Source organism: Pseudarthrobacter sp. NKDBFgelt (assembly GCF_046097905.1).
Taxonomy (GTDB): domain Bacteria; phylum Actinomycetota; class Actinomycetes; order Actinomycetales; family Micrococcaceae; genus Arthrobacter; species Arthrobacter polychromogenes.
The window spans coordinates 19934-44153 of the sequence record NZ_JBJURL010000033.1 but is presented as its reverse complement, the minus strand read 5'-3'; the positions used below and the strand labels follow the sequence as shown (position 1 = coordinate 44153).

General features: G+C 65.1%; 20 protein-coding genes and 1 pseudogene. 4 read left to right on the top strand and 17 right to left on the bottom strand.

Annotated features, from left to right (window positions below; genetic code table 11):
- A partial coding sequence (gene malQ, locus ACKAE7_RS10800; protein ID WP_408979147.1) for a 4-alpha-glucanotransferase occupies positions 1–1360 on the top strand: 1360 nt, incomplete at its 5' end.
- Between the two features lie 109 nt (positions 1361–1469).
- Here the strand turns inward: malQ and ACKAE7_RS10795 are convergent.
- Together ACKAE7_RS10795 and ACKAE7_RS10790 are read right to left on the bottom strand one after the other, a co-directional pair.
- Positions 1470–2783, bottom strand: a pseudogene (locus tag ACKAE7_RS10795) (alpha-amylase); the annotation flags it as partial.
- Between the two features lie 647 nt (positions 2784–3430).
- Positions 3431–4477, bottom strand: coding sequence for a lactonase family protein (locus ACKAE7_RS10790; RefSeq protein ID WP_408979146.1), 1047 nt, complete (start codon positions 4475–4477; stop codon positions 3431–3433).
- Between the two features lie 101 nt (positions 4478–4578).
- On the opposite strand from ACKAE7_RS10790, the gene ACKAE7_RS10785 reads away from it, so the two are divergent.
- On the top strand, positions 4579–5442 hold the full coding sequence (locus ACKAE7_RS10785; protein WP_408979145.1) for a putative protein N(5)-glutamine methyltransferase: 864 nt from the start codon (positions 4579–4581) through the stop codon (positions 5440–5442).
- Between the two features lie 43 nt (positions 5443–5485).
- Here the strand turns inward: ACKAE7_RS10785 and ACKAE7_RS10780 are convergent, their stop codons facing one another.
- The 10 genes from ACKAE7_RS10780 to ACKAE7_RS10735 form a co-directional block, all read right to left on the bottom strand.
- Positions 5486–6121, bottom strand: coding sequence for a maleylpyruvate isomerase family mycothiol-dependent enzyme (locus ACKAE7_RS10780; RefSeq protein WP_408979144.1), 636 nt, complete (start codon positions 6119–6121; stop codon positions 5486–5488).
- Positions 6122–6143: 22 nt separating this feature from the next.
- Positions 6144–6812: a maleylpyruvate isomerase family mycothiol-dependent enzyme gene (locus ACKAE7_RS10775; protein ID WP_408979143.1), complete on the bottom strand. Its 669-nt coding sequence runs from the start codon at positions 6810–6812 to the stop codon at positions 6144–6146.
- A gap of 124 nt (positions 6813–6936) precedes the next feature.
- Positions 6937–9051 (bottom strand): HNH endonuclease, encoded by a 2115-nt coding sequence (locus ACKAE7_RS10770; protein WP_408979142.1) that lies wholly within the window; start codon positions 9049–9051, stop codon positions 6937–6939.
- Positions 9052–9638: 587 nt separating this feature from the next.
- On the bottom strand, positions 9639–10118 hold the full coding sequence (locus tag ACKAE7_RS10765; RefSeq protein ID WP_188810192.1) for a YtxH domain-containing protein: 480 nt from the start codon (positions 10116–10118) through the stop codon (positions 9639–9641).
- A 111-nt stretch (positions 10119–10229) separates the two neighbouring features.
- A complete protein-coding gene (locus ACKAE7_RS10760; protein WP_104185602.1) occupies positions 10230–10496 on the bottom strand; it encodes a GlsB/YeaQ/YmgE family stress response membrane protein in 267 nt (88 codons plus the stop codon).
- 132 nt (positions 10497–10628) lie between these two features.
- A complete protein-coding gene (locus tag ACKAE7_RS10755; RefSeq protein ID WP_408979141.1) occupies positions 10629–11462 on the bottom strand; it encodes an aldo/keto reductase in 834 nt (277 codons plus the stop codon).
- A gap of 29 nt (positions 11463–11491) precedes the next feature.
- Positions 11492–14044 carry a rhamnogalacturonan lyase gene (locus ACKAE7_RS10750; protein ID WP_408979140.1) on the bottom strand — a complete coding sequence of 851 codons (2553 nt, stop codon included), beginning with the start codon at positions 14042–14044 and terminating at the stop codon, positions 11492–11494.
- A 137-nt stretch (positions 14045–14181) separates the two neighbouring features.
- Entirely contained in the window at positions 14182–15210 is a 1029-nt protein-coding gene (locus ACKAE7_RS10745; protein WP_188810200.1) for an NAD-dependent epimerase/dehydratase family protein, read from the bottom strand.
- A complete protein-coding gene (locus tag ACKAE7_RS10740; RefSeq protein WP_188810202.1) occupies positions 15204–16175 on the bottom strand; it encodes an aldo/keto reductase in 972 nt (323 codons plus the stop codon). Before ACKAE7_RS10740 ends, ACKAE7_RS10745 begins: the two co-directional genes overlap by 7 nt.
- 36 nt (positions 16176–16211) lie before the next feature.
- Positions 16212–17033 (bottom strand): aldo/keto reductase, encoded by an 822-nt coding sequence (locus ACKAE7_RS10735; protein WP_408979139.1) that lies wholly within the window; start codon positions 17031–17033, stop codon positions 16212–16214.
- A gap of 198 nt (positions 17034–17231) precedes the next feature.
- Between ACKAE7_RS10735 and ACKAE7_RS10730 the strand changes: the two genes are divergently transcribed.
- Both ACKAE7_RS10730 and ACKAE7_RS10725 read left to right on the top strand, forming a co-directional pair.
- Positions 17232–18131: a helix-turn-helix transcriptional regulator gene (locus tag ACKAE7_RS10730; RefSeq protein WP_190612900.1), complete on the top strand. Its 900-nt coding sequence runs from the start codon at positions 17232–17234 to the stop codon at positions 18129–18131.
- A 127-nt stretch (positions 18132–18258) separates the two neighbouring features.
- A complete protein-coding gene (locus ACKAE7_RS10725; RefSeq protein ID WP_188810208.1) occupies positions 18259–18474 on the top strand; it encodes a hypothetical protein in 216 nt (71 codons plus the stop codon).
- A gap of 81 nt (positions 18475–18555) precedes the next feature.
- Here the strand turns inward: ACKAE7_RS10725 and ACKAE7_RS10720 are convergent, their stop codons facing one another.
- The 5 genes from ACKAE7_RS10720 to ACKAE7_RS10700 form a co-directional block, all read right to left on the bottom strand.
- Complete coding sequence (locus ACKAE7_RS10720; protein WP_104185595.1) at positions 18556–18765, bottom strand: dodecin; 210 nt, start codon at positions 18763–18765, stop codon at positions 18556–18558.
- A 124-nt stretch (positions 18766–18889) separates the two neighbouring features.
- A complete protein-coding gene (locus ACKAE7_RS10715; protein WP_408979138.1) occupies positions 18890–20176 on the bottom strand; it encodes a polysaccharide lyase family 1 protein in 1287 nt (428 codons plus the stop codon).
- A gap of 36 nt (positions 20177–20212) precedes the next feature.
- Positions 20213–22231, bottom strand: a complete 2019-nt coding sequence (locus tag ACKAE7_RS10710) for a pectinesterase family protein (RefSeq protein ID WP_408979137.1) — start codon at positions 22229–22231, stop codon at positions 20213–20215.
- 112 nt (positions 22232–22343) lie between these two features.
- Complete coding sequence (locus tag ACKAE7_RS10705) at positions 22344–23243, bottom strand: carbohydrate ABC transporter permease (RefSeq protein ID WP_188810213.1); 900 nt, start codon at positions 23241–23243, stop codon at positions 22344–22346.
- 9 nt (positions 23244–23252) lie between these two features.
- The gene (locus ACKAE7_RS10700; protein WP_188810215.1) at positions 23253–24203 is read right to left on the bottom strand and encodes a carbohydrate ABC transporter permease; all 951 of its coding nucleotides are present in this window, start codon (positions 24201–24203) and stop codon (positions 23253–23255) included.
- Positions 24204–24220: the final 17 nt, after the last annotated feature.

The following is a 24220-nucleotide window of genomic DNA, read 5'->3' as shown; positions in this document are numbered from 1 at the left end:
CGCGGTGGAGAAGCTCCGGGAGGAAGTGTCCGGGCTGAACAAGGATGGCGCGCGGCTGGACCGGAACGCCGTCTACGCGGCCAAACTCCAGGCCCTGGAGATGCTCTACCACGCTCGCCGCTCCCCGGCCCGGCAGGCTGCCTTCGATGAGTTCTGCCGGATCTCCGGGCAGGGACTGGACGATTTCGCGCTGTGGTCCGCCATCCGGGAGGACCTCGCGCCGGATGACCCGCTGTGGACCGACCCCGCCTGCGCGCTGGGCACCCCGGAGGCCGAGGTGCTGCGGGAAAAGCTGCGGGACCAGATCGGATTCCACCGGTGGCTGCAGTGGATCTGCGACGAGCAGCTCGAAGAGGCCCAGAGGGCTGCGCTGCGTTCCGGCATGAGGCTTGGGGTGGTTCACGACCTCGCCGTAGGCGTGGACCACAGCAGCGCCGACGCCTGGACACTGCGCGGCGTGCTGGCTCCCGCCACCAGCGTGGGCGCCCCGCCGGACATGTACAACCAGCAGGGCCAGGACTGGGGACAGCCCCCATGGCATCCGGCGCGCCTGGCCGAGGCCGGCTACATCCCGTTCCGGAACATGCTGGCGACGGTCCTGCGGCATGCGGGCGGGATCCGGGTGGATCACATCCTTGGCCTGTTCCGGCTCTGGTGGATCCCGGTGGGTAATGCTCCGGGCGATGGCGCGTACGTGCGCTACGACCATGAGGCGCTGATCGGCATCCTCGCCCTGGAGGCACAGCGTGCCGGGGCCGTAGTGATCGGCGAGGACCTGGGCACCTTCGAGCCATGGGTGCGGGACTACCTCGCTGCCCGCGGCATCCTGGGCACGTCCATCCTCTGGTTCGAGTACGACGGCGACTCCCCCCTTGCGCCCGAAAAGTACCGGACGCAGGCCCTCGCCAGCGTCAACACCCACGACCTTCCGCCTACAGCCGGTTACCTCGCCGGGGACCATGTGGCGCTGCGCAGCGGCCTGGGTTTGCTGGAGCGGTCCGAGGCGGAGGAACGCGCGGATCACAACGCGTCCCTGGAGAAGATGCTCGCCCTGGTCCGGGAACGTGGCTACCTGCCCGGGACAACCGCGGGCGGGCAAGCGGAGACGGAAGAGCAAACCATCGAGGCGCTGCACCTCCTGCTCACCCAGACGCCGTCGGTCCTGCTGGGTGTCGCCCTTGTGGACGCGGTGGGGGAGCGGCGGGTCCAGAACCAGCCCGGCACCACCGAAGCGCTGTATCCAAACTGGCAGGTCCCGTTGGGCGGGCCGGACGGTAAACCGGTGTTCCTTGACGATCTTCCCGGCAACCAGCGCTTCAACACGCTGTTGGCAGCGGTTGAAGGGGCCCTGCGGAGCTAACTGTCCGCCAGCAGCATGTTGCCGCACACAGAAACGCGGGGCCACTTCCGGCCCATCCGATGCTCTGGATGGGCCGGAAGTGACCCCGCGTTGTGTTGGAACCGATTCCCTAACCCGCCGTGATCACGTGGGTGAAGTGGTCGTAGCGGAAGGTGGCCGGGCCGCCGTCGTGCTCGAACACGATGTTGGCACCCGGCGACGCACCGCCCGCGCCGTAGCTGACATTCCAGGACCGGTCCAGGGCGGCCTTGAATTCATAGGTGCCGGCGGGCAGGGCCGGTGCGGACAGCTTCCACACGAGGTCAGCCGGATCGAGCTTAAGCTGTGCCTGGTCGCAGGCCGGCTCCCAGTCCGTGGCGCAGCCAAGCTCACTGTTCATGCTCCCGGCAGCCGCTACGGCACCGGGCTGCTGTGAGGCGTAGACGGCGCTGAGCAGGCGGGTGCTGTTGTCGTAGCGGAACGTCACCGGGCCGCCGGGATGGTCCAGCGTGATGTTCGGCCCGTCGAGCGCGCCGCCGGAACCGTAGTTCTCGTCCCAGCCGCCGTTCAGCGCTGCCTTGTATTCGTACTGCCCCTCAGGAAGATCCACCGTGAGCCGCCAGATCTTGTCCGCGGGGTCGAGTGCCATCATTGCCTGGGAACATGCCGGGTCCCAGCGTTCGGCGCAACCCATTGCCTGGTTCAGGGAACCGGCCACCGTCACGGAATCCGGCTGCGGTGCTTCGCCCACCGTCACGGTCCGGGTTTCGCTGGCCACGCTGAAGCCGGGGCCGCTCAAGGTGGCACGGTAGGCCACCTTGGTGCCGTCATCGAGCCCGGAGACGTCGTCCTTTGCCGAGTACACGGGCGAAGAATCATCAGTGGCCACCTCGGTCCAGGCGGCGTCCGCCACGCTCCGTTCGAAGGTAACTGTGTGGCTTGCCTTCTCGGGGTCCACGGTGGCACTCAGCTCCACCTGGCCTTCGGCGCTGCTGCCCTCCGCGGGCTTGTCCAGCGTCACGATGGGAGCCGCCACGCTTGCCGCACGTGGCTGCGAGGTGGCGGTGTGCCCGCCGTTGTCCAGCACGGTGGCGCGGTACTCGACGGGCGTGCCGGCGTCCAGCGCGGCCACGTCGTGGAAGACCTGGTAGGGCGCGGTGTCGTCCGTGCCGATGGGCACCCACTCGCCGCCTGCCGTCCTGGCCTCAAAGGTGACCTCATAGAATGAGGAACCGCCGACGTCGGCCGTCACCCTGAGGCGCCCGTTGTCACCGGGAGCCGCTGCCGGGTCCTGGAGGACGACGGCGGGCGCGGCCTTGGAGCGCGGGATCCGCCCTGACGACTGGTACACCACAGCGGAGAGCGGCGGGACCGTAACCGTCAGCGTGCCGGACTCCGACGTCTTGGTTTCAGCCGCAGCCTCGCCGTAGATGCGGGTGTAGTTGAGGATGTAGTCGATTTTGTCCAGCAGGCCGGCCAGGTCTCCGCCGTTGTAGAACCCCTTTTTGGTGGGGTCGAATCCGGAAACCATGGGGTCGCCGCCCAGTCCGCCGTCGTCATTTGCGGTGGTCCCGTTGCTGAAGCGGTCAGCCATGACGAAGTAGAAGTTCTCGTCCGTGACGGGAGCGCGAAGTGAATGGAAGGCCGACGCCGTGCCGGGGTCCTTGGGGCCAGGTGCGGCGTGGGCGGGGAGGACTGCCGCTGCAACGGCGACGGCGGCGGCCAGCAGCCCGGCGGCTGAACGGAAGGCGGTGGTCTGAAGGGAAGTGCGGGCAGCCGGTGGAGGAGCGGATTGGCGGGGGCGCGCGGACACGCTGGGATGGGTGCGGAGTGACAAGGTGTGAGACCTTCCTGGGAGCGTCGCTGCTGTTCAGGCTTGCCGAGGGAAAACAGGCGGCAAGGAGGAGTGCGGTTCACAGGAAAGCCAGCCTTTCCGTGAGGCACGTCACAACTGTAAGCGCTTGCACCGAATAACTCCAGCGATTGTGCGGGACCATCCCAGTCCAGCTGGTACTTCTCCCGCCCGCGCACGCCGGCCCCGCCGACCCGCCCGGAATGCGGCAGCGCTTGGCAGCCGCCTGCCCGGGGGCCCTAGCTTGCAGGCACCAGGGCGGTGGGCGAGGGGGTCTGGAGATCGTGGACTACTTCTCCCGGGCAGCCCGTGAGGGCATCCAGCGCAAAGGTGGCCACGTTGTCTGACCGCTCATGGGCCACATGGAGCCAGTTACCCCTCACCAGGTGGTGACGCGGCCAGTTTCCACCGCTGGGTGTGTCCTTGACGGGAACCAGTTCCGTCCCGCCGGCACCAACCTTGAGCACGCTGATGACGTTGGACCCACGAACGCCCACGTACGCGTAGGAACCTTGGAAGCCGAGACAGATTTCCGCGCCGGAGTCGTCGGGGAGGCTGCCGCCCGAGGTTGCCGGACCCCGGAAGACCAGCTCGAATGTCCCCGCATCCGGCCTCACGATGAACACTTCAACGGAGTACTCGGACACCACGAACACGTTTCCGTCCTGGTGCTGCACCAGGTGCCGGGGGCCACTGCCGAAGGGGAGGACAACTTCGTGGTCGGCCACAAGGCCCGTGCCCGGCACGTAGTTCCACACCCGAAGGGTGTCGTGGCCCAGATCCGTCGTCATGATGCGCCCGTCTGCCAGCATCAGGCTTGCGTGGGCGCGGCTCTGCCGGGACTCACCCGGATTCAGGCTTGCGTGGGGGTCCACCGACGGCGCAGCAGGGAAACGGCCGGTCATCCCGCCGTCGGCATCCAGTTCGAAGAGCAGGACCTGGCCGTCGCCCCAGCAGGCTACCGTGACGAACCGGCCCTGCCGGTCCACAGCGACATGGCACGTTGCTTCTCCGGCGGGTTGCGGATCGCCCAGGGGCTCCAGCCCGAAGTCGCCTGAGCGGCGGAAAGCACGGACCATTTTGCGCTGTTCGGCCACTGCGTACACCACAGGCAGGGTGGGATGAACGGCAACGAACGACGGCGAGTCCGTCTTCGTCGCAGTCCCCAGCCATTCGAGGCGTCCGTCAGGGTTAGCGGCCAGGGCGCCGATTCCGTCAGCACGGCCTCCTCCGTCGGGGGTGTAGGTACCGGTCCAAATAACGGGGTGCTGGGCAGGCAAAGTCATGGGTCCATCCTGCCAACAAATGGATGCTTTGCGGTGCACTTGCCCACTAACATTGGCCTCCAGCCACGCCATTGGCTGCAGGCCCTTGAGAAGGGATGATGATGCGAACTTACGATGCGCCTGCCGTGCCCCATACCCTTGCTCCCATTGTGTCCGCCCTGCGGGCAGCGGGCTGCGTTTTCGCGGAAGACGAAGCGCAGTTGCTGGTAGCCGAGGCGCCGGACTCCGAAGCACTCGCCGAATGGGTGGACCTCCGCGTTTCCGGCATGCCACTGGAACACATTCTTGGGTGGGCGGACTTCTGCGGGGAACGGATCGCCGTGGACCCGGGAGTTTTTGTGCCACGGCGCAGGACAGAACTGCTGGTTCACCAAGCGGTAAGCCTGCTGCGGCGGGATCGGCCGTTGTCACCCCGCCCTGTTGTTGTCGACCTTTGCTGCGGGTCGGGCGCGGTGGGTACGGTTATTGCCCGGCTGTACCCGGAGGCGGAACTGCACTCAGCCGATATTGATCCTGCCGCCGTGAACTGTGCCCGCCGCAATGTGGACGCGGTGGGTGGCCGCGTGTATCAGGGTGACCTGTTCGCAGCACTGCCGCCGGGACTTCAAGGACGGGTCCGGATCCTCGCCGTCAACGCGCCTTATGTCCCCACCGAGGCGATAAAAACAATGCCGCCCGAAGCGCGCCTCTATGAATCACGGGCAGCGCTGGACGGTGGCGACGATGGGTTGGACTTTCATCGCCGTGTGGCAGCAGAGGCACTCAAATGGCTCTTGCCTGAAGGCCACCTGCTGATCGAGACAAGTGGACAGCAGTCCGGGCGGACAGCCGGGATTGTGGCTGGGGCAGGGTTCACCGTCCGTACCGTTCATTCTGATGGGCTGGACGGGACCGTGGTGGTTGGTGCGCCGCTTTGTGGCAAACGCTCCCGGTGGGTTCCAGGGCGCCGTGCGCCGTCTTACTGATCAATCCAGGTCCTTAGCCGGTGGCAGGCCGAGTTGCGCCGCCTTAGATCCGCGACCGGAGGATGGGCAAGCCGGGGCCGGCAAGCTCGTCCAGGTAAGGCTTGCGGCCGGCCATGCCCATTACCAGGGCGAGGGTTGAACCGGTGACCATCGGGCCGGAGCCCGCGGCGAACGATCCATCATCAGCGCGTAACTGCAGGCCGGCCGCAATTGTGCCGCTTTCCACGGTGAAGTTTCGTCCAGCAAAAAAATCGGCCACGACAGTCAAAGCCTCGATGCTGGGTGTCCGGGGAAGTCCCAGCGGCTGGCGGATGTCTTGGGCATGCACGACGACTTCGCCGAGGTAGGCCGCAGTGTGGCTTGAGGGCGCCGTGGTACTTCCGATTACCGCGCGGAAGCGCTCGAGGGTCTCGGCAGGTGTCCTGCCGCGGTGCTCGGCCAGCCTGCGCTGGTTGTGGACATCGGGCCGGAAACGCGCGCCCAGTATGCTGCGGAACCACTGCCACTGGTTCAGGCTGGCTGCGGCCGTGAGATGGGCGAGAACCTGCTCAACGTCCCACTGCCCACAGAGACTGCGATGCTGCCATTGCTCCGGGCTGAGCCCAGAGAGGTCTTTTGCCAGCGCGGCCCGCTCAGTGTGGGCCAGCGCCCACAAGTGCTCGCTCGTCGGTGTCGTCATCCGACACCCTCGCGGCCGGTGCTCACTGGCGACGCTCATTTGAGGCCGACGTGCCAGCGGCTGCCCGGATGAGACGGGAGGCGCCGCTGCCGTCGAGTCTCTCTTGGGCAACCCGGCGCCCGGAGACCGCGAGCAGCAAATCGAGAGGATCGGCCTCGACGTCGTCTCCCTTCCCCCAGGTAGCCCCGGTACTCCGGTCGATCAGCAGCAAGCCCGCGGCACGCTCGCGTCCTCCGCCGAAAGAAACAGGGGTGCGCAGTTGGTAGGCGAGCGCCTGTACGATGGCGTGCCGTGGATAGCTCCCAGACGTGCCCAGGGGGCGGCGAATGTCCTCGCCGTGGACAATGGCCTCGACCAGACGTGTAGCCACGTTTGCCGGCGGCGTGCGCGTGCAATCAACAACCTCCCTGAATGCACTGAGCGTGTCCATTGGATCCTGCCGCTTCTCCCGGGCTATACCGTTCTCGTTCGCACGATCGAAGTCCATGCGTGCCATCACCAAGTCCCGGGCGAACGAGAGCAGGCTGGTTAGCGCCGTATCCACCATATGAGCCAGGACATCATGAATGTCCCACCCTGGGCAGAGTGAGGCGAGGTTCCACTGTTCGTCGGGCAAACCCGAGAGATCAGCGGCCAGTTGGCGCCTCTCGGAGTGGACAACTTGCCAGACAGTGGCTGCTGACGCGCGCATGCCGGTTCTTCCGTCCGTGTGGGTGTGAACTGCAGATAATCTCGAGGAATATCGAGATAGACACTATCGGGAAACATGCATCTTCGGGCCCGGTTCATCGAACATATCAAGGCTGTGAGTCCGCTTACTCCCGCTGTGTCCGCGGTGGCGGGGGTGGTCTGAAGTAGTGGTTCTGTTGCGGTTTTTGCTGGGGGTCGATGTGTGGCGGGGGCGTGAACCAGGGTGTTCCGTGGCGGGACGTGATGGTCCATAGTTCTTTGTGTACGAGGTGGTGGTGCGCTGAACAGAGAAGTGCGCCGTTGCTGGCAGCTGTGGGTCCGCCGTTTGACCAGTAGGTGATGTGGTGGGCTTCGCACCACGGTGCGGGAATGGTGCAGTTGGGGAATGTGCAGCCTTGATCGCGGGCAATGAGGGCGAGGCGTTGGGCCGGGGTAAAGAGGCGGGTCTTGCGTCCCAGGTCCAGGATCTCGCCGTGGGTGCCCAGGACTGCGGGGATGATGTCGGCGTCGCAGGCCATTTTGCGCAGGGTAGCGACGGCCACTGGCCCGGTAAAGACGAAGTTCCCCGACGCGGAACCGGGTGCTGTTCCGGTCGCAGTGTTTAGGTCCGTGCGGGTCCCAGTGCCGCTGCCGACGCCCGCAACTGTGTGCATGCTTGCGTCGATACCGGTGGCTGCGCGTGCGCCTGGGTTCATACCGGTGCCTGCGCCTGCGTTCATACCGGTGCCCGCGCCTGCGTCCATGCTTGGGTCCATAACGCTGCCGGTGCCGGTGCCTGCGCTACCCTCGCCTGCGCCGCGCGGGCCTGATTCCAGACCGCCGGAGGGGTCGCGGTGGTGGGGGAAAAGGTCCTTGTAGTTGATGGTGGCAATGATCTGGGGCCGGTTGCCGCCGGTGATTGGCAGGGCATTGGTGGTGAGCCCTGCTTTGACGGCGCTGATAATGCCATCCAGTTGTTTTTGGGGGCGGGTGCGGCGTTCCAGGTCCCAGCCGGACCCAGAGCCGGCGTCGTGCCAGGCAGAGTCCTGCGCGGACCCACTTCCGTCTCCGCTAACGGCGCCGATGACTATGTCCCTTGTACTGCAACTTGCCCTGCCCCTGCCGCCGCCGGCGTCGGAGTCTGTCCCGGTCCCTGTACCGGAACCGGCGTTGGTGTCGGCGCAAGCGCCGTTGGGTACGCCGGCGCCGTTGGAGACGGTAGTGCGGGGGTTGGTGGCGGCGTTCATGGCGGTGAGGAGGTGTTCGTACTGGTCTGTGGTGGCGAAGATTTCGAGGCGGTGCAGGCCGTGGCGGGGTTTGCGGATGAACGCGCCCTGGGTGTGGCGGAGGGCTTCCTCGGTGGGTTCGGTGCCGTCGGCATCGATAGTCTCGGTCCAGCGCTGGGCCAACCGGGCTACGAAGTCGGGATCGGCGGCGGCCGCGGCGGCGGTGAGATCGTGTTCAATCCGGTCCAGGACATCCGGAGTGGTGTGATGCCGGATCCGGTCCAGCGCAGCGGTGATGATTGTCCCGGCGTAAGAGGACACCGCTGGTGCTGAAGCCCGCTCCGGCGAGACCCCCTTCAGGCCCTCGTCCGTACCTTCGTTCGTGTCTTTGCCCGTATCCGCGCCTGTTTCCTCAGGAGTTGCTGCGCCATCGGCTGGCCCGGCCGTGAGTGGGGTGGCTGCCGGGGAAAGGGCGCTAGCGAGGTGTGGCCGGGCCGGTGGGAGGGGTTCGCCCGTGAGGCTGGTCCCGGGCAGGGCCTGGTCAGCGAGTGCGAGGCGGCGGCGGGCCTCGCGCAGGGGGATCCGGAGCCTGAGACGGAGGAACTCCGCAGTGTTCCTGCACCCGTCGTCGGCCGGCGAAGTCACGACCGGCACTACGCCACTGGTCCCGGTTTCCGCAGCGGGAACGGCTATACCTCCAGCCGCAGTGGCTGCCCTGGGCGTCGGGTCGCTGGGTGCGGGGCTGTTAGATTTCGAGTCGCTGGGGTCCGCGTCGCCCGTTGTGGCCCTGCGCGGCCAGTCGGCGTCTGTCTCCTTGAGTGTTTCAACGCCGTTGTCCCACCCGGTGACCCAGCCCCGGGACCGGGTGGACCGGGCGGCTGCCGCTGCGATGACAGCTTCGCTTCGGCTCCGGTCCACAGCTCCGGCAGCGAGTAGCTGCAGGTATTCAATACTCCGGGCGAGGTCCTCAACCTGGCCGGCGAAGTCGGAAGCCTGGACGTAGCCGGCCGCCGCAAGGGTATCCGGGGCAGCCATCGCCGCAGCATTGAGGAGGTCCCCAATTCCTGCCAGCCCGGCTTGTGGCTGCCCAGCTGCTTCCCCGGCACGTCCGGAGGCGCCATCAACAGCCAATGCCGGGAGCGAATGAGTCCCGGCAGCGGGTTTCGGAGTACGTTCGCCAGCCACTGCAGAGAGGTGGCCCGGGATGACAGGCCGGGTGCCTGACGCATGTGGAGAGCTTGTTGTTCCGGTTTTGGCAGGTGGAGGGAAGGAACATGCATTGCGGAGCAGGGCGGTATAGCCGCCGGACTCTGCAAGCTGGTTTCCCATCACCTTCATGGGACAACTCTGCCAAGGACCACTGACAAAATGGTCGGCCAAAGCGGCTATGTGGATAACCCGCGAAGCCGGTACCAGCTTGAGCGGGTTATCCACATAGCCGCGGAGCCGTCTGGCAAGTAGCTGTCGAGGTGAATACCCGCTTCAGTGGTCAAGACGCCGCTGGCCGCCGCGTCCCCCAAGGATCGCGACGGCCAGCAAAGCCATTCAGTTGTAGCACAGGCAGGCGTCTATTGCGTTGTCAAGCGGAATCCGCTCTGCCGCAAGCCGCCGGAGCTGCCTGTTTAGGACTTCGAATCAGTTTCGTCCGAGGTGCCGAGGTTCTGGGTTTCCGGGTGCGTACTGTGCGCGGGGATGTGGCCCTCGCCAAGGTCGTCGTCGCCCGGGGTACCGGCAACACGAGTGCCGGTAGTTCCAGCAGCGCCGACTCCGCCCGAAGTACCCGCAGCGCTGGTGCCGGAAGCGCCGGCTGGGGTGGCGTCGTCGGACGTTGGTGACTTCTTCTCACCCGGGGCGCCCTCGCGGTGCATCGCCGAGCCGATGACCGTACCTGCCCGGCGGGCGGCCTCACTCAACTGGTCCGCGACTTCAGGAGCCTTTTCCTTGATGGTCTCCGTAGCTACGGCAACCTTGTCCTGCACGGGCTTGCTGTCCCAGATGCCAGCGGCCCTGGCCTTGAGTTTGTCGTACGCTGCCCGGCCCGACCGCGATCCGAGCACGTATCCGGCGGCGATTCCTACGCCCAAAAGAAGTTTGTTTTTCATAATGAAATCCTGCTCCCTGAAAAGATTCAGTTCCGGCCAGAGAGGCCGGGAGATAGGAAAACCGGCCTGGGGATGTTGTCCCCAGGCCGGTTTCCCTGGCTGGCGCGGCAGTTAGCTGCGTGCGCCACGCTTGGTGATCATGCCGTATACCAGCAGCACGATAAGTGCGCCGCCGATGGCCAGCAGCCACGTCTGCAGTGAGAAGAACTCCTGCAGTCCTGTGCCGAAGATCATTCCACCGAGCCAGCCGCCGAGGAGTGCTCCAACGACGCCCAGGACCAGGGTGATGATCCAGCCGCCGCCCTGACGGCCCGGGAGGATCGCCTTGGCGATCGCGCCAGCAATAAGGCCGAGAATTAGAAATGCAATGAATCCCATTTTTTGTTCCTCTTCCTAAGTAAAGGAGGCCTCCGGATCCCGGGGGCACTTCATCCTTCTGCCTCAATAGTAATCATGCTTACTATCTATTTGCCAACCCCGGATTGAAGAAAAAGCCCATTTCAGGGCCATTTAGTGCCCTGTGACGTCGGAATCGTTGCCCGCGCCGGGCCCCTCGTCAAGGATAGCCAATTCCGCTAGATCCTGCGGGTCCAGGGCGAAATCGAAGATATCCAGGTTTTCCCTCATCCGCTCCGGATTGGCTGTTTTCGGAATCGTTACAATTCCGTGCTGAACGTGCCACCGAAGGACCAGCTGGCCGGGCGTTTTGCCGTACTTTTCGCCAAGCTGGGAGAGGATGGGCGCGCCGAGCAGACCCGCCCCGGAGCCGCCCAGCGGGCTGTAGGACTCCGTGACGATGCCGTGCTTTTCATGGAATTCCCGCTCGGCGGCGCGCGTTATTGCCGGGGACAGCTGGATCTGGTTGAGGGTCGGAACAATGTCCGTTTCAGCCATCAGCCGCTCCAAGTGGGAAGGCTTGAAGTTGGAGACCCCGATGGAGCGCACTTTCCCCTCCGCCTGGAGGCGTTCAAAGGTCCTCCAGGTGGAGATGTACTCGTCCCGCGCCGGCAGGGGCCAGTGGATCAACAGCAGGTCCACATGATCCAGCCCCAGCCGTTCCAGCGACCCCTCCAGTCCTTCCACCGCCCTGTCCTTGCCCTGGAACTGGCCGTCCAGCTTGGTGGTGATGAAGAGCTCATCGCGGTCCACGCCGCTGGCCCGGATGCCGTTGCCCACACCCTGCTCGTTGCCATACTTCACGGCCGTGTCGATGTGCCGGTACCCGGCTTCCAGGGCTTGTACGACGGCGGTGGCCGCCTGGTCATCGTCCAGCGGCCAGGTGCCGAGACCCACCTGCGGAATGGAGTGGCCGTCATTGAGTGTGATCAGCGGTGCACGTGTCATTGGAACAGTCTCTCCCGGATTGTTCTGTCCTAGCCCTTCAACGCCCTAAGAATATTGTCGGCGTTGTACTGGAGGGACACGCGGGCGGTATCGGATACAGCATCAGGTCCCTTCTGCTGCGACAGGAAGTCCACAAGGCGCTGGATGGACTTCGCGGCCTTCGCGGCGTCGCCGTCTTCAACAGCAGCCGCGGCCTGCTTGATGCTGGCTGCCAGCTGGCTGGCCACGGGTCCGGACACGTCCCCTGACTCCACCAGGTCTTCAAGCACGTGCTGCAGGGCCTTCACGTTGCCGGGGAGCCAGGCTGCGCGCAGGGGCACTCCGGCGAAGTCCATGTCTGAGGCAAAGTAGAAGTCCGTGTAGGACGGCTGGTTGTAGGTGGTGTTCTGCCGGGCAACCTCGGCGCGGTACTGGGGATCGTGCATCAGGGAGTAGAGCTTGTGGTTGGTCACCTCGGTGCTCAGGTACATGCGCAGCGCCGAGCTGTCGGCCGTCCGCACCAGCATTTCCTCGCGCCAGTCACCCACTACGTCTGCCACCAGGCTGGGTGTGCCCTTGGTGCCGTTGTTGGTGCGGGTGCCTTCAGCGGTCAGCAGCCGGCCCCGCTTCCAGTCGTCAATGGTGGGCGTCTGCTCGCCTGCGCCATTAATGATCTGCGTGGTCATGTCCGCGGCCCACTTGATGCTCATGTTGGTGCCGGGAGTGGCGGTGGACAGCTTGTCGCCGTCGGCGGACTGCATGCCGATGGCCCAGTTCTCGATGCCGGGGACGGAGGGGTCCACATCGCCGATCATGCCGCGTCCGGTGTCCTTGCCGGAGTAGGCGCCGAAGAGCACCTCGCCGGTGGCGGCGTCGCGCATGGCGTACCCATATGGCGCGTAGGTGCCGCCCTCATGCACCGTAAAGATTTCCTTGCCCGGACGGGTGGGGTCGAGGTCCGTCACGTGCATGGCGTCGCCGTGGCCGAGGCGCGCTTCCTCGCCCGGTGTGGCGCTGCCGTCAGGCATCGTGTCGAAGGAGCTGTACAGCAGGGAGCCGTCGTCGTCGATGGTGGCGGAGCCGTACACGATCTCCTGCTTGCCGTCGCCGTCCACGTCGGACGCACTGAGCGAGTGGAATCCCTGCGTCGTGAGCGTGCCGAATTCCGGGTCGGTGCCGTCCCGGCCGTGGGGACCGTCGTTGAACGGGTTGGTCATGGGCGTCCAGCCGGAGTCGACGTTCCACACGGGCGCGAGGTTTGACCCGTCCCAGGTGTAGGCGGCCAGCGTGCTTCGGGTGTAGTAGCCGCGGGCGAACACGGCAGCCGGCCTCTTGCCGTCAAGGTAGGCGACGCCGGCAAGGAACCGGTCCACCCTGTTGCCCGGCTCGATGCGGGCCATGGCGTAATCGCCCCACATGAGTCCGTCGTCGTGCCTTCCCGGCTCATAGGCGACGGTCTTCAGTTCCTTGCCCGTGGCACCTTCGAACACCGTCAGGTATTCGGGGCCGGACACGATGAAGCCCTCGAAGGCCCGCAGGTTATTCCTGGCGCTGCGCGAAGGGGCGTACACGTCCATGAAGTAGTCGGCCAGTGCCTCCGCGTCAGCCTGGGACAGGGGGTACTGGTACTTCGGCGCGGTACCAAACGCTTCCTCCAGCGTGGCGGGCCAGTTGCCGGCCTTGACCTCCGGATGTTCCGTCCAGCCCTGGAACGTCTGCACCATGTGCCGGTAGTAGTCCGCGGCGCTCATGCGGTAGTCGTCCGAGTTGGAGTAGCCTGCTTCGATGTCCTGCTGCAGCAGCGAGATGAAGTTTTCGGAAGCGACGCTGCCATCGGCCTTGAAGCCGGTGCTCTTGGTTCCCGGGGCCGTCTTCATCATCATTTCGGCGCGGCCGTCGCCATCGAAATCGTTGACCAGCATCTGAGTGTAATGGGCGCCCGAGCGGATGTTGACGCCCAGATCGATGCGGTGCAGCAGCGTGCCGTCCGCTTTGTAGGTGTCCACGAAGGTGTTGCCGGTGTAGCCCACCTGGGAGACGTCCTTGGAGTTGTTAGGGTCCCACTTCACGATGAACTCGTACTGCCCGTCGCCGTCGACGTCCCCCACGGACGCGTCATTCGCGGCGTAGGTGAAGGCCTGCCCGGTTGGGGTGACGCCGTCCGCCGGCTTCTTCAGCGGGATGTCCTTGAAGGTGCCACCCCACGGCGTTGCGGTTGCGCTGCTGTCCACCTCCACGCCTCCGACGACGGCCCGCACCTGGTACCCGGAGGCGGCGGTCCCGCCGGCGTCCTGGAAGTTGGTGCTGTCTGTGACCGTGGCCAGTTTCTCGCCGTCCCGGTAGACGTTGAAGTCCGTCCCGGTAAGGCCGGTGGCGGAGGAGCCGGAGGCTTCGTGGCCCAGGAACCGCCAGCTCAGGAAGACGCCTTCGGACGTCTTGGCGGCCACAAGGCCGCGGTCAAGGTGGTCCAGCTGGACGTCCGGCGTGAGGGACTTGGGGGAACGTTCGACGGCGGACGCGGGGCCGGCGAGGCAGCCTACAGTGAGGGCAATGCCGACGGCGGCGACGGACAGGAGGCGTGCGGGAGTACGGTTCGGACTCATCAGTGAATCCTTTCAATTCGAGAATGGGAAAACGCTTCCCCGATAATTTAGTGGGGGAGTGCTGCAGAAAACAAGCCTTGCCACCTGGCCGCAAGGAAGTTATTTAGAACGTTGTAGAAAATTCGGAAGGCACGGCCTCACGCGCCGCTGCGCACCCAGGCGATGAGCCGGTCGCTGAGGGCCATGTAGTCCTGGTCCACAGTCTGCAGCTGCGGGTTCGCGTCAAACCACTGCACGATTTGCCGGGCGCCGTCAGCGAACGGAATGGTGGCGCGGTAGCCGGGTACCAGGGACTTGATCTTGGTGTTGTCGAAGACCACAGAGTGTGAGCGGTCGCCCAGGAGGTTGGCTCCGAGCTCGGCGCTGTGGGCGGCGATGGTTTCCGACGACACGTGGACCAGTTCCGGCTCCGGAACGCCCGCGGCCCGCGCGAACAGCTGGTAGATCTGGTTCCACGGCAAGTACTCGTCCGACGTGATGGTGTAGCTTTCGCCCACCGCCTGCGGCCGGCCCAGCAGGCCCACGAAGGCTTTGGCAAAGTCCTGGCTGTGGGTCAGGGTCCACAGCGACGTCCCGTCGCCGTGCACCATGACCGGCAGTCCCGAGCGCATCCGGTGGATGTCCGTCCAGCCGCCCACCATGGCGATCTTGGTGCGGTCATAGGTGTGCGAAGGGCGGACCACGGTCAGTGGGAAGTCCTGCTCGCGGTATGCCTTGTAGAACAGTTCCTCACAGGCAATCTTGTCCCGGGAGTACTGCCAGAACGGATTCTTCAGCGGAGTGGACTCGAGGATTGGCAGCCTGGTGGGCGGCTTCTGGTAGGCGGACGCGGAGCTGATGAACACGTACTGCCCGGTGCGGCCGGCGAACAGGTCCAGGCCGGCCTGCGCCTGGTCTGCCGTAAAGGTAATAAAGTCCGCCACGGCGTCGAACTCGCGCCCGGCGAGCGCCGCACGGACCGAGGATGCGTCGCGAACGTCGGCCGTGAGGATTTCCGCCCCCTCCGGGACCGGCCTTGTGGACCGGCCCCGGTTGAGGATGGTGAGCCGGTGTCCCAGCGCGACGGCGCGTTCTGCCGCCGCCGCGCTGATGACTCCGGTGCCGCCGATGAAAAGGATGTTTCTCGGCGCCACAGTGTCGGCGTCAGGGTTTAGTGGGTTCACCACGCGTAGTCTTCCGGCGCAGTGCGGTGCCCTGGGAAGATGTCATCCAGCCGCTTGAGGGCATCGGCGTCCAGGGTGACGTCGAGGGCACGCACGGCCGCGTCGAGCTGTTCCTGGGTCCGCGGTCCCACGATGGGTGCCGTGACGGCGGGCTGGTGCAGGAGCCAGGCAAGGGCAACGTCGCCGGGCTCGTGGCCGAGCTCATCCGCGAAATCCTCATACTGGCGGATCTGGTCCTCGTGCTTCTTGAGCGTTTCCGCCGCACGGCCCTCGGTGCGCCGGACGCCGTCGCGCTCCTTCTTCAATACCCCGCCCAGGAGCCCGCCCTGCAAAGGCGACCAGGGGATGAGGCCCAGCCCGTACTGCTGTGCGGCCGGAATGACCTCCAGCTCCACCTGGCGCATGAAGAGGTTGTAGATGGACTGCTCGCTCACCAGGCCGGTGTAGTTGCGGCGGCGGGCCGCTTCCTGCGCCTGGGCAATGTGCCAGCCGGCGAAGTTGCTGCTGCCGGAGTACAGGATCTTGCCCTGCTGGACGGCCACCTCGATGGCCTGCCAGATTTCGTCCCACGGGGTGTCACGGTCAATGTGGTGGAACTGGTAGACGTCAATGTAGTCGGTCTGCAGGCGTTTCAGGCTGGCGTCCAGGGCCCGGCGGATGTTCAAAGCGGAGAGCTTGGATTCGTTGGGCCGGTCCGTCATGGTGCCGTACAGCTTGGTGGCCAGCACCGTGTGTTCGCGGCGCTCGCCGCCCTTCGCGAACCAGCGGCCAATGATCTCTTCCGTCCAGCCGCGGTGGCCGGCGCCGCCGTAGACGTTGGCGGTGTCGAAGAAGTTGATGCCCTGCTCATGTGCCGAATCCATGATGAAGTGGGCATCCGCTTCTTCCGTCTGCGGACCGAAGTTCATGGTGCCGAGGCAGAGGCGGGAGACTGAGAGGCCGGAGCGGCCCAAGTGGGTGTACTGCATGGGTTGTCCTTTCGGGGACGGGTTCAGGGAGTCGGCCTACAGCTGGGTGAAGGCGGCGACGGCGGGATCTGACCCGATCCGGGCGCCGGACTCCAGGGCGGTGATGGCGGACAGTTCGTCCTCCGTGAGCTTCAGGGAGGACGCGGCGAAGTTCTCCCGCATGCGTCCCGGATCCACGGACTTGGGGATCACGATGTTGCCTGTTGCCAGGTGCCAGGCGAGCACCACTTGTGCCGTGGTGGCGCTGTGGGCATTGGCGATGGCGGTGACGGCGTTTCCGTTCAGGTCGCCGCCCTGGCCGAGCGGGCTGTAGGCCTCGACGCCGATGCCCAGGTCCCGGCACTTGGCCGCGAGGGCCGCCTGCTGGTAGCTGGGGTGGAGCTCGATCTGGTTGACGGCGGGAACGATCTCCGCAGACTCCAGCAGGTTGTCCAGGTGTTCGGCCAGGAAGTTGGAGACGCCGATGGCGCGGATCTGTTTGTTCTCGTACAGCCGCTCCATCTCCTTCCAGGCCTGGACGTAGAGCCCCTGGGAGGGGACCGGCCAGTGGATCAGGTAGAGGTCCACAAACTCCAGCCCCAGTGCTTTGCGGCTGTTCTGGAAGGCTTCCTGCGCGCGGCCCTGTTCGCCGTTCCGGAGCTTGGTGGTGACGAAGATGTCCTCGCGCGGAATCCCCGTGGCTGCAATCGCCGCGCCCACTCCGGCCTCGTTGCGGTACCCGGCTGCGGTATCGATGTGGCGGTAGCCGGCCTCGAAGGCGTCCTCCACAATCCGCTGCGTGTCTTCGGGCGGGACCTGGAAAACGCCGAGGCCAAGCTGGGGGATAGCTACGCCGTTGTTCAGTGTCAGCTCTGACATGGGGGCTCCTTGATGCGCTGGTGCGGTAGTGGGATGCCGTGGGCTCGACAGGAAGAAAGCGGTTTCCGCTGGCTCCCTCCTGAGCCTATGCACTTTTCGCCGGTAAGTCAGCAGGACTGCCTGATTCTGTTTTTCCTAGGACTGCCAGTCCTACCTTCGTTGTAGAACAGAACCAGCGTGCCGGGCACAATGGTCTGCATGGGTCAAAGCGCCGAGTTCGGAAAATTCCTCAAAGCCATGCGGTCCCGCCTGAGCCCTGAGGACGCCGGTGCGGGGCCGGCTTCCGGTGCCCGCAGGGTTCCCGGCTTGCGCCGCGAGGAAGTCGCCCGCCTGGCCGGAGTCAGCACTGACTACTACGTCCGCCTCGAGCAGGGCCGGAACATCCACCCGTCACGCACTGTCCTGGACGCAGTGTCGCGCGCCCTCAGGCTGGACACCGGCGAGCATGCGCACATGCTGGACCTGCTGGAAAACTGCGCCGGGTCCGCCCGGTCCAGCGTCCCGGCCGCCCAGGGTGTCCGCCCCGGGCTTCGCCAACTCCTTGAGGCGGTGGGGGACGTGCCGGCCATGGTGCTGGGGCGGCGCAGTGATGTCCTTGCCGGAAACCGGATGGCCTTCCTGCTGTTCACGGACTTTCCTGCGCTGCCGGCCGCCGAACGGAACCTGACCCGCTGGCTCATTCTTGATCCCGGGGCCCGGGAGCTTTTCCGGGACTGGAAAACCGTTGCGGCAGAAGCGGCAGGCGCCCTGCGGGTGGACGTCGGCCGGCATCCCAACGACGCCCAGGCCAACCAGCTGGTGGGCGAACTGGCGGTCCACAGCGAGCACTTCCGGCAGTGGTGGGCAGGGCACCGGGTGGCCACGCGGTCGGCGGGCAGCGTTCGGCTGCATCATCCCGCCGTCGGGGACCTGGAACTGAACTTTGAAAACCTGGTCCTCCCGGACGATCCCGACCAGACGCTCCGGGTGTATTCCGCCAAGGCGGGCTCGCCGTCGGCCGATGCCCTTGCGCTGCTGGGGAGCCTGGGTGCCGCTGGACCCGCCCCGGAGCCTGCGACCCGCGACGCCGCTCCGGCTGTTGCAGAGAACCGGGAGTAAAGCAGCCGGAAACATTGTGCTTTTGGCCAGTTGGGGCGGGCGATTCTGGCCACGAGCCCATTGGGGAAGAACGGCGCGCTTCCTAGGCTGGAGCTACACGCTTTCTCCACCAAGGATGGTCTCAACGATGAAACGCATCGCACTGCTCAAGGAACGCAAGGGTGCCACGGCCGGCGTTCCTTCCACTGCCACGGGCTCACACTGCCCGGTGTCCGGTCTCTGGAGTCCGGACCATGACCCGCACACCGTGCTGTCCTTCTTCGAAGGCCACGTGTTCCCCGCGTTCGACGGCGTTCCAACAGTATGGCGGCGGCGCTCAGCCGGTACCGTCTCGGCAAACTAGTTAAAGCCAAACTGGCCCGCACCTGACGTCCCCCAAACGGGTTTTTTCGACGTAGGTGCGGGCCAGCTTGGGTTTGTGCCGCTACTCTTCGAGGCGGAAACCGATCTTGATGGTGACCTGCCAGTCGGCGATCTTGCCCTCTTCCAGGTGGCCCCGGATTTCCTTCACCTCGAACCAGTCCAGGTTGCGGAGGGTCTGTGAGGCCTTCGCGATGCCATTGCGGACGGCTTCGTCCACACCCTGGTCCGACGTGCCGACAATTTCCGAAATGCTGTACGTGTGGTTGGACAACTTCGCTCCTAGTGATCGCCTTGGGGCTCCCGGTTGCGGGCCGTTCTTGAAGACTAGTAGCACCCCCGGAGCATTGGCCAGACCTTATCCGCCCAGCCCTATACGGATGTGCCGTTGAGCCGGATCAGTTCAGCAGGCCTGAGCCTGCTCCCCGCTCAACCCGTTCCGCTGCGGCCGGAGCAGGTTCAATGCGCAAATGGGGGCCGGGCGTGCCGGATACTTCCGGGGCCAGGGCCTGCTCCGGATTAGCCGAGTTGTAGGCGTCCAGTACGCTGACGCGCCGTCCGTTGACCCAGGTTCCCTCTTCATCGATTCCTGTGCCGCCAAAGTCTCCGATGATTTGAGCAGGGAAGATGCCCGCCGCCAGCTCAAAGGTGTTGTTCCTTGCGATGATGCTGGACTCCGCGCCAACGCCCCAGGAGTACTGGTAGTGATCGGGGTTGCTCACCCGGTACAGGTTGTTATAGACGTGTGCCTGCCCGAACCGGACCCGGGGCGCGCGTTGCTCAAGATCAACCAATTCGTTGTGGTGCAGCGTGACGCGAAGCCGCCCCCGATCCGCTGTGACACCGTCTCCATTGCCCCACAGCAGGGATTTGTCATGCCCCACCATCCTGCTCCACGAGATGGTCACCAGGTCCGCCTGGCGCACGACGTCCAGGAGGCCGTCGTGCCGCAGGAAGGGCTGGCCGAAATATTTGGGCTGTTCGGCGTCGACTGTCCCGCCGTCATCAAGTGTCAGGTGGTCCAGCCACACATGAGTGGATCCCGACACCACCAGGTTGTCCCACTCGGTTTTCCACGTGTCCCCGTTCCAGCCGGGGAAGCAGTCATAGGCATCGGAGAGGCGGAGATTGCGGACAATCACGTTGTCCACCCGATCAATGTTCAACGTAAAGCCCGTGAGCTGGACGTCGCCCACGCCAACGATGGTGGTGTTGGCGCCGACGTCGATCCGGATTTGCTTCCGCTGGTTCGCGCTTGACGCCTTGCGGGCATCTTCAAGGGGGCCGGATGCCTGCCCCGTCCAGTGCGCCGGGTCGAATGCCGCGAGGTAAGCGTCCAGGGAGTAGCCGTCCACCGCGTAGTCTTCGCAGGCGATCGGAGTGCCGTCGGAGGCGGTATTTGCGTCGATGTGCTGCTTCACGTACACGATCTTGGGCTCGCTTCCGGCCACTGCGGCGGCGAGTTCATCCCTCGATGAAACCTCGTGCACGTCTTCCGGTGCTGCACTGGCGCCGCCGGTTGTTCCGCCATCAGCAGACGCCCATCCGTCGCCCACGGCAAGGACCTGCCTCCCCAGGCCCGTGGATACCGGGATGCCTTCAGCACCTTGCGGCGCTGGTGCGGGAACTGACGCCGTGAGGGCAAGACCAGTGGCCATCACGATGGACAGGGGTATGGAAATCATCCTTGGCTCTCCTTGGAGTGTTGGTTGCCGGCCATCTCAACCACGTCCTGCCGGGGTCCAGTCGCCAAGGAACGCTTCCTTGGTGAACTTCGGAGCATCTGCCGCCGTGAGCTGGGGATGGAACTCGTTCACATAGGCGCCCGGTCCGCTGTTGTTGTATTCGGCGAACCTGCCTTCGCTCCACGCGTGGCCGCTCATGTCTGCCCAGCCGCGGACCGCGATATGGCTGCCCAGGGTGGAGTCGCGGATGACGGCCATCGGGTGGGCGTCAGGATCGCTGCTGGCAAACCAGGGCCGGCCCAGGCTGACAGTTCCGGGAGCGGCGTCGGAGGTGAGGGTGCTGTCAACGATCAGGAAGCCGTACGGGTTGGAGTTCTTGGTGCTCGGGGCCACGATGTAGCCGTTGTTGGTGGCACTGCCGCGGTCCAGGGAATGGATGGTGCAGCCGTCCAGGACAGCGGTGCCCCGGCCGTAGATGAAGTCCACGTCGCCTTCGATGTAGCAGTTCTTGAGGTAGGTACGGGCGGTGGCGTCGCGGCCGGTGGTGTCCGCGAGGTAGGTGTCCTGGTTGCCCAGGAAGCGTGTGCCGTCAAAGGTTACCCGGTCCGCCACGGACCGGACGGCGAGTGCCTGGCTCCCGCCGTTGGCGGCTTCGTCGTAGGCGTTCTCCACGGTGAGGTTCCGCACGGTGGTTCCCTCGGCCAGGACGTTGAGGGTGGCGCTTCCGCCCGCTCCCCAGGTTCCACCGTAGAACTTTGCGCCGTTGGCCGGGGTGTCGTAGCTGATGACGACGTCGGCCGGGTTGGCTGTTGCGCCCTGGATGGTGAGGTTCGGACGGTCCGCCCAGACGTTTACGGATTCGCGGTAGGTGCCGGGCTTGACGGTGATGGTTCGGGGCATGGTGCTGCCGCTGGGGATGGATCCGATTGCAGCCTGCAGGCTGCCGAAGTCGCCCGTGCCGTCGAGGGCCACGGTGATCCCGGTGGCGTTGTTGGGCGCGCTGTTCTCCCTGGGGCCGGCCCCGGCGGCAACGATGTCCGGAACGCGGGCGGCGTCGTCTTTCTGGTAGGCGTAGTTCTGGGCGGGGTCAAACGCGGCGCCCACGTTATCCCTGCGGCCGCGGGTGCCGTTGAAAACGTTGTCCCGGCTAACCACCTCGGTGCCGGGGTCCTTGGCGACAATAGGGTCCTGCACGGCTGTGAAGGTGTTGCCCTCCAGCACCACCTTGGCGGCGTTGCGGCCCATCATGCCGTACTGCCCCACGTCCTGCAGGTAGTTGTTGTAGACGTGTGCGGCTGCGGTGTTGTCCAGGCTGAAGTTTCGCTGGGTGGTGTTGCGGATCCAGTTGTGGTGGATGGTCATCCTGGTCACGGCGTTGGAGGTCCAGCCCACGCCCAGGGCCTTGTTGTTGTCCGCAAAGATGTTCCAGGAGTAGGTAACGAGGTCTGAGTCCTTGCGGGTGTCTATCAGGCCGTCGCCCATGCGCTGGATCTTCATGTGGTCCACCCAGACGTGGTGCGTGGTATCCAGCTGGATGCCGTCGCGGTCGTTATCCGGGCGCTTTCCGTCCCAGTCGCCCGGGATGTAGGAGTCCCGGATGGTGAAGTTCCGGAAAATGACATTGGAGGTATTGATGAGCTTGAAGCCTGCGTTCACCACCTCGGCACCGGCTCCCGTGCCGATGAAGCTCTTGTTGGCGGCGACGGGGATTTTGACATAGTCCGTGGCGGCCAGGCTGCCCCGGATGAAGATCACGAGCGGTTCCGTGGCTGCCGCATAGTCCTTAAGTTCCCCGATGGTGGACGCGGTGACGATCCGGCCAGCCTGGCCGCCGGTGGTTCCGGCCAGACCGTACCCCGGGAGGGATGCAAAGCCGTCAGGTGTTTGCTTCCACATTGCTTCCGGAGTGTTGTCCGCTGTCGGTGCCAAGGTGGCAGGCGCTGCGGCGGCCTGCCCGGTGGTCCCGGCGGGGGCGGCGGTTGCGGCCGGGACCGCCGCCAGGCTTCCCAGCATGACGACGGCGGTGGCCGCGCCAAGTAGACGTCGCAAACTCATGCAAAACTCCTTTGTTGCGTGCCCGGGCAGCCTCCAGCCCGGGCACGGGCATTCTGGGTTGGGTTGAGTTGGTGATGCGTGACGGAGCGTGCGGGCCCTGTTGAGGGCTGGGCTACTTCAGGCCTGTTGTGGCGATGCCGTTGATGAGGTATTTCTGGCCAGCGATGAAGAAGCCGATGATGGGTGCAATGGACACGACGGACATGGCGAACATGGGGCCCCACATGCTTTGGCCTTCTGAATCCATGAAGGCCCGCAGCGCCAGGGGAACGGTGTAGAGGTCCTGGTTCTGGATGTAGAGCAGGGGACCGAAGAACTCGTTCCAGGTGGAGATGAACGTGAAGATGGCCGTGGTGGCCATCGCCGGAACGCAGAGGGGCATGATGACCCGCAGGAACGTCCGGAACGGGCCGCAGCCGTCGATCTGGGCGGCGTCGTCCAGTTCCTGGGGCAGTGCCTTCATGAACTGGACCATCAGGAAGATGAAGAACGCGTTGGTGGCCATGAAGTTGGGCACGATCAGCGGCAGGTAGGTGTCCAGCCAGCCCAGCTGCGAGAAGATGATGTACTGCGGCACCAGGAGCACGTGGCCGGGGAGCATCAGCGTTCCCAGCATCAAGGCAAAGAACAGTTTCCGGCCAGTGAACTCCATCCGTGCGAAGGCATAGGCAGCCAGCGCACAGGAGAAGATGTTCCCCACAATGGAGAACACCACCACGATCAGGGAATTGACCAGGTAGACGTGGAAGGGCTGGTTCAGGGCGGTCCAGCCCTGGGCATAGTTGCTGAAGTCCCAGTTTTCTGGCCACAGCCCCAGCTGCCGGAAGATGTCGTTGCTGGGCTTGAACGAGCTGGACAGCAGCCATAGCAGCGGATACAGCATCACCAGGCCCACCAGGCAAAGGATCAGGTGCCGTGAGAAGCGGGTGCCCGGGGTGCCTGTCAGCGCGTCCTCGGCAGGCGGTGCTTCCTTCTTTTGCTTGTTTTTCAGGGGTAGATCGAGGAGAGCCATAGCGGTGCCTTAATTGTCGTAGAAGACCCAGAACTTGGATGCGATGAAGTTGATGGCGGTGAAAATCGCGATGATCATCAACAGCAGCCACGCCATGGCGGAGGCATAGCCCATCTCGAACTCGGTGAAGCCCTTCTGGTAGAGGTACAGGTTGTAGAACAGCGTGGAATCAGCCGGCCCGCCGGTGCCGCCGCTCATCACATAGCCCTGGGTGAACGTCTGGAAAGACCCGATCAGCTGCATGATGAGGTTGAAGAAGATGATGGGGCTGATCAGCGGCAGGGTGATGCTGCGGAACTGCCGCCACCGGGACGCTCCGTCGATGGACGCCGCCTCGTAGTACATTGCGGGCACCTGCCGCAGGCCGGCGAGGAAGATCACCATGGGCGAGCCGAACGTCCACACATTCAGGACGATCAGCGTGCTCAATGCGAACTCCGGGTCCGTTACCCATGCCGGGCCCTGGATTCCCAGAAGTCCCAGGGCACTGTTGACGATGCCATCGTTGCCGAAGATGTAGCGCCACAGCATGACGATCGCGACGCTGCCGCCCAGCAGGGAGGGCAGGTAGTACACGGACCGGTAGATTGCCAGGCCCTGCAGGCCGCGGTTCAGCACTATGGCGATCAGCAGCGCGACGGCAAGCGAGATCGGGACTGAGACGAAGGTGTAGATGAACGTGACCTTCAGGGACTGCAGAAGGCGCGGATCCTCAAACATCACCTGGAAGTTCGCCAAGCCCACGAAGTTCGGTTCGGTAAAGAGGTTGTAGTCCGTAAACGCCAGGTAGAGGGATGCGAAGAACGGGATGATCGTGAACAGCATTCCGAGGAACCATGGCAGCAGGAAAAGGTAACCCGAACGCTGGTTCTTGCGCTTGGGGCGGCCCCTGCCCGGTTTCCCGCCCGGCGCGGCCAGGGTGGCAGCCGCGCCGGGGGCTTGCTTGGTCAGCACTGACATGCGGTCAGGCTCCTATC